Here is a 13,505-nt window from a genome sequence, read left to right on the forward strand (position 1 = left end):
GGCCGGATCATCGGCCTGAGAGCGCGAGTGGCGAGGAGCCCCGGAGTGACCGGAACCGTAGACGTGGACACCCACCCCGGCGTGGAAGCTCACCCCGGTGCGGACGTCGTCTGCCTCGGCGAGTCCATGGTCACCTTCCTGCCCTCGAAACCGGGCCCGCTCGCCGATGTCCCGTCCTTCGACCGTACGATCGGCGGCGCCGAGTCCAATGTCGCCTGCGCGCTGGCGGCCGCCGGGCACACGGTGCGGTGGGTCAGCCGGGTCGGCGCCGACGGCTTCGGGGACCACCTGGTCGACGCGATCGCCGCGTACGGGGTCGACACGTCGGGCGTCCGCCGGGACCCGGACCGCCCGACCGGGATCTACTTCCGTACGGCGACGGACCGCGACACCGCCGCGCACGAGGTCGCCTACTACCGGGCGGGTTCCGCCGCCTCCGCGATGTCCCCGCAGACCATGCCGTACGAGGACCTGCGGTCGGCCCGTGTCCTGCATCTGTCGGGGATCACGGCGGCGCTCTCCGAGGACTGCCTGGCCCTGATGCGCGACCTGACCGCCCCCAGGCCGGGGCGCCCGCTGGTCTCGTTCGACGTCAACCACCGGCCGGGGCTGTGGCGCGACCCGTCGGCGGCCCGGGTCCTGCTCGACCTGGCGCGGGGCGCCGATCTGGTCTTCGTGGGGGAGGACGAGGCGGCCCTGGCCTGGGGGCTGCACGGCGCGGACGCGATCCGCGCCGCGCTTCCCGAGCCGGAGACGCTCGTGGTCAAGCGCGGCAGCGCGGGGGCGACGGTCTACACGCGCGAGGCGGGGGCGGGGCCGGTGCCGGGGGCGGGAGCTGCCTCTCCCGGGGACACCGCTTCCGCCGACGCGATCTCCGCGGCCGTCACCTCCGCGGCCGTCACCTCCGCCGACGCGACCTCCGCCGCCGTCACCTCAGCCGACGTCACCTCCGGCGCTCACGCCCTTGACCTGGTCGCGCCCGACACCGTCATCTCCGTCCCCGCCCTGCGTGTCGACGTCGTCGCTCCCGTCGGCGCCGGAGACGCCTTCGCCGCCGGATTCCTCTCCGCCACCCTCCGCGGCCTGCCCGCCGCCGCCCGCCTGCGGCACGGCCATCTCATGGCCGCCGCCGCCCTCACCGTCCCCGGTGACCTCGGTACGCCCCCCTCGCGCGCCGACGCGGACCACCTCGCCGGTCTCGACGCGGACGCCTGGGGGACACTTCGACTCGGCCCCGGTTGGACGGGCGCCACGGAGCCGGAGCCGCCGGCGACAGGGCCGGAGGTGCCGGCCGCGGAGCCGGAGGTACGTATCCCATGAGCCAGACAGTCGACCGCGCGCTGAGCATCCTCCCCCTGCTCGCCCGGGGGCCCGCGGATCTCGGGCAGGTCGCCGACCGGCTCGGCGTCCACAAGTCCACCGCGCTGCGACTGCTCCGTACGCTCCACGAGCACGGGCTCGTCTACCGCCAGCAGGACCACCGCTACCGCCTCGGCGCACGGCTCTTCGCACTCGCCCAGGAGGCCGTCGAGAACCTCGACGTGCGCGAGATCGCCCACAGCCACCTCGTCGCGCTCAACGAACAGTGCGGCCACACCATCCATCTCGCGGTGTACGAGGAGAGCGAAGTCCTCTACATCGACAAGGTCGAGAGCCGCTACCCGGTCCGGATGTACTCCCGGGTCGGCAAACCGGTCGCGATCACCGTCGCCGCCGTCGCCAAGCTGCTGCTCGCCGACCTCCCCGAGGCCGAGCGGCGCGCGGTCGCCGAGCGTCTCGACTACCCCATGTACACGCCCCGTTCCACGCCCGGCGCGTCCGCTTTCCTCAAGGAGCTGGCGACCGTACGTGAACAGGGCTGGGCCACCGATCTCGGTGGTCACGAGGAGTCCATCAACTGCATCGGCGCCCCCATCCGCGGGGCGGACGGCCGGGTGGTCGCCGCCATGTCGGTGTCCGCGCCCAACGTCGTCGTGACGGCGGAGGAACTCCTCACCCTGCTCCCGCTGTTGCGCCGCACCGCCGACGCGATCAGCGGGGAGTATTCCGGCCACACCCACCCCAAGGAAGCTTCATGAGTGACAAGACCGCGTCCACGACCGCCAAGACCGCGCTGACGCCGGCCACGCACACCACGCCGCCGGCGAAGTTCTCGCACGGCGTCCGCAAGGGCAACATCCTCCAGGTCGCGGGCCAGGTCGGCTTCCTCCCGGCCGTCGAGGGCCAGGCGCCCACCCCGGCGGGCCCGACCCTGCGCGAGCAGACCCTCCAGACCCTCGCCAACGTCAAGGCGATCCTGGAGGAGGGCGGTGCGAGCTGGGACGACGCGATGATGGTGCGGGTCTACCTCACCGACGTCGACCACTTCGCCGAGATGAACGCGATCTACAACCAGTACTTCGAGGAGCAGGGCCTCAAGGAAGCGCCCGCCGCGCGTACGACGGTCTATGTGGGGCTGCCCAAGGGGCTGTTGGTCGAGATCGACGCGCTGGCGGTTCTCGGCTGAGAGCGCTCGGGCCCCGTGCCCTTGGCCCCCGCCCCCGTGTGAGCGCCTCGCCCGTACCACCGCACACCGCACCCGTACCCGCGTGACCACCTTGATCGCACCCGCACCCGCACCGCCCGGCACGGCGCCCTTCTCCAGGGCGTCGTGCCGCGATCCCCCCTGCCCCGATGCCTCCAGAACGAGAGGTCCACCATGCTGTTCGCCGCCGACGCGCCACCGGAGACCCCACCCCACACGGGTGGTCTGCTGCTGCTGATCAACGGCACCGCCGGTCTGCTGACCGTCGCCGCCCTCGGAATCGCCCTGCTCCTCGTCCTGATCATCAAGGTCAGGCTGCAGCCCTTCGTGGCGCTGCTCGGCGTCTCCATAGCCGTCGGCCTCGCCGCCGGTCTGTCCGTCACCGAACTCTTCGGCACGGTCCAGAAATCCGCCGCCGTATCGATGATCGAAACGGGGATGGGCGGCATCCTCGGCCATGTCGCGATCATCATCGGGCTCGGTACGATGCTCGGCGCGATCCTCGAAGTGTCGGGCGGCGCCGAGGTGTTGAGCACCCGGCTGCTGAACCTCTTCGGTGAGAAGCGTGCCCCGCTCGCCATGGGCGTCACCGGCGTCGTCTTCGGTATACCGGTCTTCTTCGACGTCGGCATCTTCGTCCTCGCGCCGATCGTGTACGCGGCCGCCAAGCGTTCCGGGAAATCGATCCTGCTGTACGCGATGCCGCTGCTCGCCGGCCTCTCGATGACCCACGCCTTCCTGCCCCCGCACCCCGGCCCGGTCGCCGCCGCCGGTCTGTTCAAGGTGGACCTCGGCTGGGTCATCCTGATGGGCGTCATCGTCGGTGTCCCGGCCGTCCTCGCCGCCTGGGGCTACGCCGCCTGGATCGGCAAGCGCCTCTTCGTGGACGTACCGCAGGACATGGTCGAGGCCGCCGAGGAGGCCAAGGCCGCCGTCGCCGCCGAGCAGAAGGCCTCGGGCGTCACGCCCAAGGAGGCGCCGGTCGCGCTCGGTACGGTCCTCGCGATCATCGGCACCCCGCTGATCCTGATCCTCCTCGCGACCTTCTCGTCCATCGCCCTGGAGCCGTCGACGGGCCGCTCGGTCATCGAGTTCTTCGGCCACCCGTTCGTGGCGCTGACGATCGCGCTGGTGCTCGCGTACTACCTGCTGGGCATCCGCCGGGGCTGGTCGCGTCAGTCCCTGGAGACGGTCTCCACCTCCTCCCTCAAGCCGGTCGGCAACATCCTGCTCGTCGTCGGCGCGGGCGGGGTCTTCGGCGCGGTCCTCAAGGGCAGCGGTATCGCGGACGCCCTCGCGGACACCTTCAACGACGTCGGCCTGCCGGTCATCCTGCTGGCCTGGCTGATCTCGGTGGTGCTGCGGGTGGCGCAGGGTTCGGCGACGGTCGCGATCGTCACCACGGCGGGCATCGTCGTCCCGCTGGTCGAGGGCCAGGACCTCTCGCAGGCCCATCTCGCCCTGATCATCATGGCGATCTCGGCGGGCTCGATCTTCGCCTCGCACGTCAACGACGGCGGCTTCTGGATGGTCGCGAAGTACTTCGGCATATCGGAGCGCGACACCCTGAAGTCCTGGACGGTGCTGGAGACGGTGCTGTCGGTCGCGGGCTTCGTGGTCGCGGCGCTGCTGAGTCTGGTGATCTAGGCGGTTTCGTTCGGATCACCGAACTCTTTTCTGGATCACCGAACCCCTGTCTGTCAGGGAGCCGGCACCGAGCGGAGCGTCGGCCTGGCCTCTGTCTGGAGAACGAGGTGCGTGTCGTCGTGGGCGGACAGGTTGGGGTAACGGTCGTCGGCCGCCTCCGGGTACGCGGGCGAGTAACGCGGCGCGTCGGTGCCGGTGGCCTCGGGACCACCGCGCGGGTCGACGGAGACCAGCCGGCCCTCGGAGACCCACACCACCCGGGATCCGGCGAGGACGATGTCGTCACCCATGCCAGTGGTCTCCCACAGGATCCTGCCGCTCTCCATGTCGATCGCGGTCCAGTCGCCGCCCGCCGGGTCCTCGGCGTTGACCGTGCGCAGCACCAGCACCCCGTCGGGGGTGATCACACCGCCGTACGGCTTGTCCACCGGCTGAAGGAGCGTCCGGTCGAACGCGAGCGTGTCGGGGTCGATCCGTACAACCGGCGGGAATATGTCACCGGCCGCGGCCGGGCTCGACGCACAGACCAGGTAGCCGGGTGCGCTGATCAGGGACGGACAGGGGTGGGAACCGTCCGACGTGGCGACGGCCTCGCCGGTCCGTCCGTCCCGCGCGACGGCCCGCGCACCGGACTCGACCGTGTACACCCGGCTGCCCACGGCGACCGGCACGATCCCGGTGCTGTCACGCTGCCAGAGTGGCGCTCCGTCGGAGGCGCGGTAGGCGAACAGTGTCTGGGGCTCGGCGGCGGTGGCACCGTACGCGGCCACGTAGACCACACCGTCGGCGGCGGCGGGCCGGCCCACCGTGCGTCCGGCCGGGAACTCCTTCGTCCACGCGGGCCGGCCCGTGGTCAGGTCGAAGGCGCGGAGCGTGCGTCCGCCGGCCGACAGGGCGCGGTTGCCGTCGACCGCCACCCCGGCGTTCCGGCCGGTCGGGCGATCCGCGCCCACGCTCCATGCCACCGCGCCGGTCGAGGCGGAGCGGGCGACGAGGCCGGCGGGAGCCACCGGGCACACGACCAGCCGGTCGGTGGGCAGACAGGTGCGCGACGCTTCGGCCGTGCTGAGTGCGACGGTCCAGGGCTGCCATCCGGCGACCGCGCCGGAGCGGCTGCCCGTGTCCGTGCTTGAGGCCGCGTCCGCGTCCGGGCTCCCGGAGGCCCCCGCGCACCCGGCGCAGACGAGCAGAGCGGCCATCGCCAGCCGGTGCAGGCCCCGCCGTACGCTGTGCTCCCTCATGTCCCACTCTTCAGTCGTCCGCGAATGCGTGGCGGCTCCCGCCGTGGCCGCCGCGTACCGGCGATGGCCTGCCGGTACGCGGCGACCACGGGAGGAGCGGGAACCGGCTTCTCAGCACGTCAGCACGTCAGTACGTCAACGCCTCAACGCCTCAACGCGCGTTGGCCGCCGCGCCCGTGCGTGACGCACTCGGCTCGGCGACCTTCGAGCGGACGGTCGTCTCGCCGTTCTTCGTCACACGAGTCGTCGTGAGCGCACCGCAGTTCGAACCGTAGGTCCAGGTCTCCTGGCCGCCGATGCCGCCGCCCCAGTCGATGCACTGGCCCTGCCCGTACGAGAACACCGGCCCGGCGTACGAGCGGTACTCGCCGCCGTCGATCTGCTGGTCGCCGGTCTCGGGGACCCCGAGGTAGGAGAACATGTAGATGGGCGATCCGGTGGTCTTGCGGATCGTCACGACACAGTTCTCGCCGTTCCCCGAGTTGTACGTCAGATACACGGTGCCCTGAGAGCCGATGTCCGCCGAGTTCACCACCTTGTACCCGGTCCCACAGGCGCCGTTGTAGGCGGCTTGAGCAGCCGCGGTGGCGGGCGCGGCGGGTGCGGCGGCGGCAGGTTGCGCCAACGCCGTGGTGGTGCCTCCGACGGTGAGCGCGGCGAACGCTGCCATCACTGCCGCACGACGAGATCTGCGCATGTTGTGCCCCCTGTAGCTTCGTGAGCTTCGTGGGTGCTTCTGCGACCCACTCGTGAGACCCGTCGACCACAGACACAGTTGTACGGAAGCGCGCCCTCAACTTACGGCTCTCGCCGACAACCTCCTTATGCGGATGGTGTGTTGAACGATCGCGGGGGTTCCGTCTCTCCTCTCACCGGACCTCACCGGACCTCACCGGACCTCACCGGACCTCACCGGCCCTCACCGGCCCCCTCCCGCCACCGAACCCTCACCGCAGGCCCCCTTGCGCGATCATCGTCCGCCAGCTTTGGTGACGTGAGTCACGTACCACACAGGTGGATGACGGAGACGACGGAAACGACGGAGACACACGGGAGGCGACGATACGTATGGCAGGAACCACGGACACCGGCATGGATGAGGCCGTCTCCCGTCCGCGCAAGTCGAGTTGGACGTACATCGGCCCGGGCATCGTCGTCGCGGCGACCGGCGTCGGCGCGGGCGATCTGGTCGCCACGCTCATCGCGGGCAGCAAGTTCGGCTACACCCTGATGTGGGCGGCGGTCATCGGCTGCGTCGTCAAGATCTCGCTCGCCGAGGCCGCCGGCCGCTGGCATCTCGCCACCGGGCGCACCCTCTTCGACGGCTGGCGCAGCCTCGGCCGCTGGACGACCGGTTATTTCGCGGTGTACGTCGTGGTCTGGGGCTTCGTCTACGGTGCCACGGCCATGTCCTCCAGCGCGCTGCCGATCGTCGCGCTCTTCCCGGACGGACCGGGGCTCAAGACCTGGGCGGTCATCACCGGCCTGATCGGCCTGGTCTTCGTCTGGTTCAACCAGTACGCCGTCTTCGAGAAGGTCATGACGGTCCTGATCGGCGTGATGTTCGTCGTCGTCATGTACGTCGCGATCCGCGTCGCCCCGGACTTCGGCGCCGCTTTCGCGGGGCTCGCCCCCGTACTGCCGGACGGCTCGCTGCTCTACACCCTCGGCCTGATCGGCGGAGTGGGCGGCACGATCACGATGGCCGCGTACGGGTACTGGGTCAACGCCAAGGGCTGGACCAACACCGGCTGGATGAAGGTGATGCGCCTCGACAACCGCGTCGCGTACATCACCACCGGCCTCTTCGTCGTCGCCATGCTGGTCATCGGCGCCGAGCTGCTGCACTCTTCGCACATCGCCCTCACCCAGGGCGACCGGGGCCTGATCGACCTGGGCAAGATACTGGAGGACCGGTTCGGCCCGACCACCGCGAAGCTGTTCCTGGTCGGCTTCTTCGCCACGTCGTTCTCGTCGCTGATCGGCGTCTGGCACGGCGTGAGTCTGATGTTCGCGGACTTCGTGGAGCGCATCCGCAAGGAGCGCGCGGGAGTCCCGGCGGACGGGAGCGGGACCGACGGCGCGGTCGAGGAGGTCGCGTCCGGCGCCCGCGAGCGCTCGGTGCCGTTCCGCGCGTACCTGCTCTGGCTGACCTTCCCGCCGATCTCGCTGCTCTTCCTCGACGAACCCTTCGGCCTGGTGGTCGTCTACGGCGTACTGGGCGCGTTCTTCATGCCGTTCCTGTCGCTGACGCTGGTGTGGCTGCTCAACTCGTCGCGTACGCCGAAGGAATGGCGCAACGGCATCCTGAGCAATGTGATGCTCACGGCGGCCGGGCTGTTGTTCATCGTGCTGTGCGTGCAGCAGGTCCGGGACATTCCCTGGTAGCCAGGGGCATCCCCGCGTAGTCCGGGATCTGCCCTCGTAGCCCGGGACCTCCCCTGGTGGGCGGGCCTCTGCGGCTCGTCGGTCCCGGTGCGGACAGCGGACACACGGCAGCGCCGTCGGGTGGGGTTTCGACGGCGCTGCCGGCCCTGTGGGGGGTTCGGGAGGGAGAGGCGTCCACGGAAGGGCGTTACGGGGCCGTTACGGGTGGCCGTTTACGGAAGGCCGTGGACGTGCGGTCCTACGGCGTTGGACCAGGCGTTGCCCGCCGTCGCGTCCCAGTTGGTGGACCAGGTCATGGCGCCGCGCAGGCCGGGGTAGGTCTTGGACGGTTTGAACGAGCCGCAGTTCGTGCCGCGCGTCAGACAGTCCAGGGCGGCGTTCACGACCGAGGGCGCGACGTAACCGCTGCCCGCGCCCCTGGGGGAGGCCGGTACGCCGATGCCGACCTGCGAGGGGGCGAGGCCGCCTTCGAGCTGGATGCAGGCGAGCGCGGTGAGGAAGTCGACCGAGCCCTGTGCGTAGACCTTGCCGTCGCAGCCGAGCATCGTGCCGCTGTTGTAGTACTGCATGTTGACGGTCGTGAGGATGTCCTTCACGTTCAGAGCCGTCTTGAAGTACTCGCCCGCCGTCGACTGCATGTCGATGGTCTGCGGCGCCATGGTGAGGACGAACCCCGGGCCGGCCTTTGCCGCCAGTGACTTCAACGCCTGAGACATGTAGGTGGAGTTGAGGCCGTTCTCCAGGTCGATGTCGACGCCGTCGAAGCCGTACTCCTTCATCAGCGCGTACACCGAGTCGGCGAAGGCCGCCGCGGAGGCCTGGTCGTTGACGGAGACCGTGCCCAGTTCGCCGCCGATGGAGATGATGACCGACTTGCCGGCGGCCTTCTTCGCGGCCACATCGGCCTTGAACCGGTCGACGCCGTAACCGCCGAGGCCGGCCGAGTCGAGGTTGAAGGTGACCTGGCCCGGTGTGCCGGTGGCGTCGGCGAAGGCGACCGCGATGATGTCGTACTGGTCCTGGACGTCGCCGAGGGTCTGGACGGCCGCGCCGTTGTTGAAGTTCTGCCAGTAGCCGGTGACGGCATGGGCGGGTACGGCATGGGCGGGTAAGGCGGCGTCCGAGGCGTCCGTGGTGGCGTGGGCCGTGGCGGCAGTGGGGGCCGTGGGGGTCGTCGAGCTGGTCCCGGGCGCCGCGGCGGCGGTGGGTGTCGCGAGTCCGGCGACGGCGAGGACGCTTGCCGTCGCCAGGACGGATTTCAGGATGCGGGAACGTGCTTGGCGCAGCACTTCATGGCCTCCGTGGGGGGAGTGTGGGGGAGACCCCGTGGGGGGAGTCGTGGTACGGAACGGTGGCCACCGATGGCATACAAAGGTGGTCCAGACCATTGTTCTTGTCAAGGGTTTCGGCGGCGGCGCCACTTGACCGGTGCCACTGGTGCCACCGGAGCCGGAGGAGCCGGAGGAACTGCCGGGGTGTCGAACTCGGCCTGGATTCCTGGGGTCTCTCGTTCGGATCAGGCCGGATCAGGCCGGATCCAGGCCGGATCGGGCCGGATCAGGTAGCGGCGCCTGGCCCGGCCCGAAGGTGATCACCAGGTCGGCGGCGGCCCGGCCGGGGGCGACCCGGCGGGCGTTGGCCTCGTCGGAGTCCAGGACGAAGCGCTCGGCCTCCGCCGCCTCCTTGCCGAACCGCTCGTGCCGGGCGATCAGCCGCCGTACCCGCTCGTCGTCGTCCAGCTCCACCCACCAGCTCTCGTCCAGCAGCTTCCTGGCCTCCGCCCAGGGCCCGTCGTCCAGCAGCAGATAGTTCCCCTCGGTGACCACCAGGGGCACCTCGGGCGGAATCGGGATGCTGCCCGCGATCGGCTGCTCCAGCTCGCGGTCGAACCCGGGCGCGTACACCGGCTCCCCCCGCCGCGCGGCGCGCAGTCGGCGCAGCAACGCGGTGTACCCGTACGGGTCGAAGGTCTCCGGAGCGCCCTTGCGCCCCGTCAGACCGAGCCGGCGCAGCTCGATGTCGGCCAGGTGGAAGCCGTCCATCGGTACCAGGACCGCCTGGCCGGGCCCGAGCTCACCGACCAGGTACTCGGCCAGCGTGGTCTTTCCGGCGCCGGGAGGACCGGCGATTCCGAGCACGCGCCGGTCACCGGACGCGGCCAGGCGCCGTGCGCGCTCAAGGAGTTGCTGGGGAGTCCGGGAGGTCTGGGGAGTCCGGGGAGTCCGGGGAGTCTGGGGGGTCATGGCCGGCGCTTTCGAGGGGGTCAGGGGATGGGAGTTCGAGGTGGCGGTGGGTTTATTCGCACACGGAATCGGAATCGGAGCGTACGGGCGCAGGAGATGCCCGATCTTGGATCCTCGGCGGACCCAAGTCGGACCCAAGTCGGACCCAAGTCGGACCCAAGTCGGGCTCAAAACCGAACAGTTGGGTGCGGAATTCCACTGAATCGAATATTCATTGAAACATGAGTGAACAGCTGACTGCTTCGTCCGAGTTTGCCAGTGTCTACCGGCCTAGGGGCCGGTCACTGTCATCTGATAGGTGTTCTCTCTGCCTTAAGTCGTGGATAAAGTGCTGAGGCAGATGCGCCGTGCAGGAGAGAACTGCGGCCGCCGGGCCGCCGGTGGCCGGGGCCGAACGGGGAACCAGCGTGCCGACCGCGATTGCTGTCACCAGCCCTGATCTGGTGTTACCACCGACGGACCATCAGACGCCCACCGCGGCGCTGCTGCCCCCGCCCGGCGTCCAGCCGCTGGACGCCGCGCTCGCCGACATGCAGGTCCTCGTGGAGCAGCACGGTTACGTCGTCGTCCTCTACCCGGCCTCCATCCCGGCGGCCCACGAACGGCGCCTGTACACGGTCCGTTCCATCATGGAGAGCGACCGGATCGCCCTCCTCAGGCTCGACCTTCCGCCGCTCGGCGTCGCCGTCCTCGTGCGCCAGCTGCGGCAGTTGTCGATCTGCGACTTCAGCGCCGGGATCGTCGCCTCCGCCGCCCGGCTGCTCTCGCACTACATCTACGCGGGGGCGCTGCTCAACACCGTGACCAAGCTCGACCGGGTGCCGGTGAGCCTGAAGACCCATGCGAAATCCTGGGTGCCCGGTTCCCAGTTCGGCGTTCTCGCCACCCCCACGCCCCAGTTGATCAGGATTGGTGCCGGTGAGCTCACCGGGCCCGATTTCGGTACGCAAATGATCGTCGGGAAGGGGCAGTCCCCATCGGACTGGGTGACCGGGACGCTCGCGCCCGCGTGGCGCGTGCAGGGAATCCAGGAGACCGCTCTCCCCGCCGATTCACCGCGCTGGTGGGGAACGCCGAAGATGGTCGAGTTCGCCGCCTTTCTGCCGGATATTTCCATCCTTTATCAGCTGGTCTCCTCCGTCCGGCGGGAGAAGTGTTCCTGGTGCGGTATCGAATTGATAGGTGACCGCTGTGGATTCTGCTCGGCGCCCCTCGCACCGCACGAGGCTCCCACCCGGGTGGCCGGTGTCCTGAGCCATGGAACGCCTATGCGGCACGGGTCGTAACGCACGGGCGCCGGCCGCCGGCCGCCGGGCGCCGAGCGGTTCCGGCCTCCCCGGTCGTCTCCGGTCGGCAGACGTGGCTGCGGCCCTATGGTCCTCGGCCCCGGCGCGGCTCATAGAAACTCAACTCCCCAGACATTCAACCCCCCGCCCCCCTACGCTCCCCGTCACCGAACGAGGTTGTACCGCTCATGAATTCACGGCAGCGCCGCGGCGTCATACTCCTTCTTCTGTCGGTCCTCTGTGCCTTCGGCGCCTTCCTCGGCGTCCTTTCGGTGATAAGCGACGTGAACTCGAAGGTCGGCCCCGAGGTGGCGGCGTACCGGTTGAAGGCGGATGTGGCGCCGTACACCGCACTTCAGCCGAATCAGTTCGAGAAGATCGCCATGCCCAAGCGCTGGCTCTCCGCGAACGCCGTGACCGATCTGTCCGTCGTCGGCGGGAAGATCGCCATCACGCAGCTGAAAAAGGGTTCGCTGCTCCAGGACGACATGATTGTCCAACGGCCCGCGCTCGCCGACGGTGAGCAGGAAATCGCGATCATGATCGACTCGGCGACCGGGGTCGCCGGAAAGATCCGGCCCGGCGCCCTGGTCAATATCTTCGCCACCTTCGCCGCCGAGAACGAGGGCGGCACGGACCAGTCGCGGATCATCGTCTCCAACGCCAGAGTCATCGACGTCGGCACGCTCACCGCACTGGAACCCGACGAGGGCGACAGGAGCCGCAGCGCGGCCAGGCAGGCCGTGCCGATCACCTTCGCGCTGAAGACGAAGGACGCCCAACGCGTCGCGTACGCCGAGTCCTTCGCCGAGCACGTACGACTGGCGCTCCTCGCCGACGGCAGCCCCACGACGCTGCGCCCGGGGGAGAACACCTACACCCTCGAAGGGGACAAGTGAGGGACGAATGAGCACCCGAATCCTCCCGGTCGTCGGCGACGCCGACGCCGCCCGGTCCATCACCACCCTGCTCAGCCAGCTCCCCGACGCGGAACCGGCCGGACCGGTCGGCGACTCGACCTCGCTGATCGACACGCTGGCCCGGCTGGCCGCCGAGTCGATCGACGAGCTGCCCGAGGTGGTGCTGGTCCATGAACGGATCGGGCCCGTACCGGCACTTGAGCTGATTCGGGAAGTGGCCCTCCGCTTTCCCGCCGTCGGGGTCGTCCTGGTCACCACGGACGCGGGCCCCGGACTGTTCTCGGCGGCGATGGACGCCGGAGCCCGCGGTCTGGTCGGGCTGCCGCTCTCGTACGAGGAACTCACCCAGCGGGTCCAGGCGGCGGCCGGCTGGTCCGTGGGGGTACGGCGCCATCTCGGCCAGAGCGGCGACGTGTTCACCGGCCCCGGCGGCACGGTCATCACCGTCAGCGGCGCGAAGGGGGGCGTCGGCACGACCCTCACCGCGGTCCAACTGGCCCTGGCGGCCTGTGCGTCCGGCATGACCGTCGGGCTCGCCGACCTGGATCTCCAGTCCGGGGACGTGGCGTCGTACCTCGACGTGCAGTTCCGCCGGTCGATCGTGGACCTCGCGTCCATCCAGGACATATCACCGCGCGTGCTCCAGGACGCGCTCTTCACCCACCAGAGCGGGCTCGGACTGCTGCTGGCGCCGGGAGAAGGGGAGCGCGGTGAGGAGATGGACGAACGGGCCGTACGGCAGATCGTCAGCGCGCTCCGCAACCGCTACGAAGTCGTGGTCATCGACTGCGGCACACAGATGAACAGCGCCAATGCCGCCGCGATCGAGATGGCGGACACCACCCTGCTGCTGACGACACCCGATGTGGTGTCGGTCCGGGCGGCCAAGCGCATGGTGCGCCTGTGGGACCGGCTCCAGATCCGCAAGGCGGAGGAGACCGTGACGGTCGTCAACCGCCATTCACGGCATACGGAGATCCAGCCGCCGCTCATCGAACGGATCACCGGTACCCGGGTGTCACGCGTGACGATCCCCGCCAACTTCAAGGAATTGCAGTCCGTGGTGGACGCGGGCCGCATGCAGGACCTGGAGGCGAAGTCCACCGTAAAACAGGCCATATGGGGGCTGGCGGGAGAGCTGGGGCTGGTGAAGGCGGCCGTAGGTGGGGAGAGAACAGGGAAGTTCCGGGGGGACCGCGGCTCGGTCGGGGTCCGGCGCGGGCGATCCAAGTCGCGGGACCAGAAACCGGGCTGAC

At 69.8% G+C, this 13,505-nt stretch carries 12 protein-coding genes; 8 read left to right on the forward strand and 4 right to left on the reverse strand.

The annotated features are described in order from the left end of the window. Positions 1-126: 126 nt before the first annotated feature. The 4 genes from ACIQD6_RS02340 (at position 127) to ACIQD6_RS02355 (ending at position 4,171) form a co-directional block, all read left to right on the forward strand. Positions 127-1,320 (forward strand): PfkB family carbohydrate kinase, encoded by a 1,194-nt coding sequence (locus ACIQD6_RS02340; protein WP_401878080.1) that lies wholly within the window; start codon positions 127-129, stop codon positions 1,318-1,320. Continuing rightward, entirely contained in the window at positions 1,317-2,078 is a 762-nt protein-coding gene (locus ACIQD6_RS02345; RefSeq protein ID WP_401877165.1) for an IclR family transcriptional regulator, read from the forward strand. The genes ACIQD6_RS02340 and ACIQD6_RS02345 overlap by 4 nt, the downstream gene beginning before the upstream one ends. Further along, positions 2,075-2,506, forward strand: a complete 432-nt coding sequence (locus ACIQD6_RS02350; protein WP_401877167.1) for a RidA family protein — start codon at positions 2,075-2,077, stop codon at positions 2,504-2,506. The genes ACIQD6_RS02345 and ACIQD6_RS02350 overlap by 4 nt, the downstream gene beginning before the upstream one ends. Positions 2,507-2,698: 192 nt before the next feature. Continuing rightward, a complete protein-coding gene (locus tag ACIQD6_RS02355; RefSeq protein WP_401878082.1) occupies positions 2,699-4,171 on the forward strand; it encodes a GntP family permease in 1,473 nt (490 codons plus the stop codon). Between the two features lie 53 nt (positions 4,172-4,224). On the opposite strand, the gene ACIQD6_RS02360 is transcribed toward ACIQD6_RS02355, so the two are convergent. Together ACIQD6_RS02360 and ACIQD6_RS02365 are read right to left on the reverse strand one after the other, a co-directional pair. Further along, the gene (locus tag ACIQD6_RS02360; protein WP_401877169.1) at positions 4,225-5,412 is read right to left on the reverse strand and encodes a PQQ-binding-like beta-propeller repeat protein; all 1,188 of its coding nucleotides are present in this window, start codon (positions 5,410-5,412) and stop codon (positions 4,225-4,227) included. A gap of 151 nt (positions 5,413-5,563) precedes the next feature. After that, positions 5,564-6,109: a spore-associated protein A gene (locus ACIQD6_RS02365; protein ID WP_401877171.1), complete on the reverse strand. Its 546-nt coding sequence runs from the start codon at positions 6,107-6,109 to the stop codon at positions 5,564-5,566. 371 nt (positions 6,110-6,480) lie between these two features. Between ACIQD6_RS02365 and ACIQD6_RS02370 the strand changes: the two genes are divergently transcribed. Beyond that, positions 6,481-7,800 carry an Nramp family divalent metal transporter gene (locus ACIQD6_RS02370; RefSeq protein ID WP_401877173.1) on the forward strand — a complete coding sequence of 440 codons (1,320 nt, stop codon included), beginning with the start codon at positions 6,481-6,483 and terminating at the stop codon, positions 7,798-7,800. A gap of 212 nt (positions 7,801-8,012) precedes the next feature. Here the strand turns inward: ACIQD6_RS02370 and ACIQD6_RS02375 are convergent, their stop codons facing one another. Both ACIQD6_RS02375 and ACIQD6_RS02380 read right to left on the reverse strand, forming a co-directional pair. Next, entirely contained in the window at positions 8,013-9,089 is a 1,077-nt protein-coding gene (locus tag ACIQD6_RS02375; RefSeq protein ID WP_401877175.1) for a chitinase, read from the reverse strand. 237 nt (positions 9,090-9,326) lie between these two features. Then, complete coding sequence (locus tag ACIQD6_RS02380; RefSeq protein WP_401877176.1) at positions 9,327-10,043, reverse strand: nucleoside/nucleotide kinase family protein; 717 nt, start codon at positions 10,041-10,043, stop codon at positions 9,327-9,329. A 407-nt stretch (positions 10,044-10,450) separates the two neighbouring features. On the opposite strand from ACIQD6_RS02380, the gene ACIQD6_RS02385 reads away from it, so the two are divergent. The 3 genes from ACIQD6_RS02385 to ACIQD6_RS02395 all read left to right on the forward strand — a co-directional run bounded on the left by ACIQD6_RS02385 (position 10,451) and on the right by ACIQD6_RS02395 (position 13,504). Beyond that, a complete protein-coding gene (locus ACIQD6_RS02385; protein ID WP_401877178.1) occupies positions 10,451-11,329 on the forward strand; it encodes a hypothetical protein in 879 nt (292 codons plus the stop codon). A 188-nt stretch (positions 11,330-11,517) separates the two neighbouring features. Then, positions 11,518-12,228 carry a Flp pilus assembly protein CpaB gene (gene cpaB / locus ACIQD6_RS02390; protein ID WP_401877180.1) on the forward strand — a complete coding sequence of 237 codons (711 nt, stop codon included), beginning with the start codon at positions 11,518-11,520 and terminating at the stop codon, positions 12,226-12,228. Between the two features lie 7 nt (positions 12,229-12,235). Further along, positions 12,236-13,504 (forward strand): CpaE family protein, encoded by a 1,269-nt coding sequence (locus ACIQD6_RS02395; protein WP_401877182.1) that lies wholly within the window; start codon positions 12,236-12,238, stop codon positions 13,502-13,504. Position 13,505: the final 1 nt, after the last annotated feature.

The sequence above is a fragment of the Streptomyces sp. NPDC088400 genome (genome assembly GCF_044753355.1).
GTDB lineage: Bacteria > Actinomycetota > Actinomycetes > Streptomycetales > Streptomycetaceae > Streptomyces.

Bases quoted from the DNA above. Each gene is read 5' to 3' on its own strand.
- cpaB (WP_401877180.1), top strand. From the start codon at position 11,518: ATGAATTCACGGCAGCGCCGCGGCGTCATACTCCTTCTTCTGTCGGTC.
- ACIQD6_RS02380 (WP_401877176.1), bottom strand. From the start codon at position 10,043: ATGACCCCCCAGACTCCCCGGACTCCCCGGACTCCCCAGACCTCCCGG.
- ACIQD6_RS02395 (WP_401877182.1), top strand. From the start codon at position 12,236: ATGAGCACCCGAATCCTCCCGGTCGTCGGCGACGCCGACGCCGCCCGG.
- ACIQD6_RS02355 (WP_401878082.1), top strand. From the start codon at position 2,699: ATGCTGTTCGCCGCCGACGCGCCACCGGAGACCCCACCCCACACGGGT.
- ACIQD6_RS02340 (WP_401878080.1), top strand. From the start codon at position 127: ATGGTCACCTTCCTGCCCTCGAAACCGGGCCCGCTCGCCGATGTCCCG.
- ACIQD6_RS02350 (WP_401877167.1), top strand. From the start codon at position 2,075: ATGAGTGACAAGACCGCGTCCACGACCGCCAAGACCGCGCTGACGCCG.
- ACIQD6_RS02360 (WP_401877169.1), bottom strand. From the start codon at position 5,412: ATGAGGGAGCACAGCGTACGGCGGGGCCTGCACCGGCTGGCGATGGCC.
- ACIQD6_RS02370 (WP_401877173.1), top strand. From the start codon at position 6,481: ATGGCAGGAACCACGGACACCGGCATGGATGAGGCCGTCTCCCGTCCG.
- ACIQD6_RS02365 (WP_401877171.1), bottom strand. From the start codon at position 6,109: ATGCGCAGATCTCGTCGTGCGGCAGTGATGGCAGCGTTCGCCGCGCTC.
- ACIQD6_RS02345 (WP_401877165.1), top strand. From the start codon at position 1,317: ATGAGCCAGACAGTCGACCGCGCGCTGAGCATCCTCCCCCTGCTCGCC.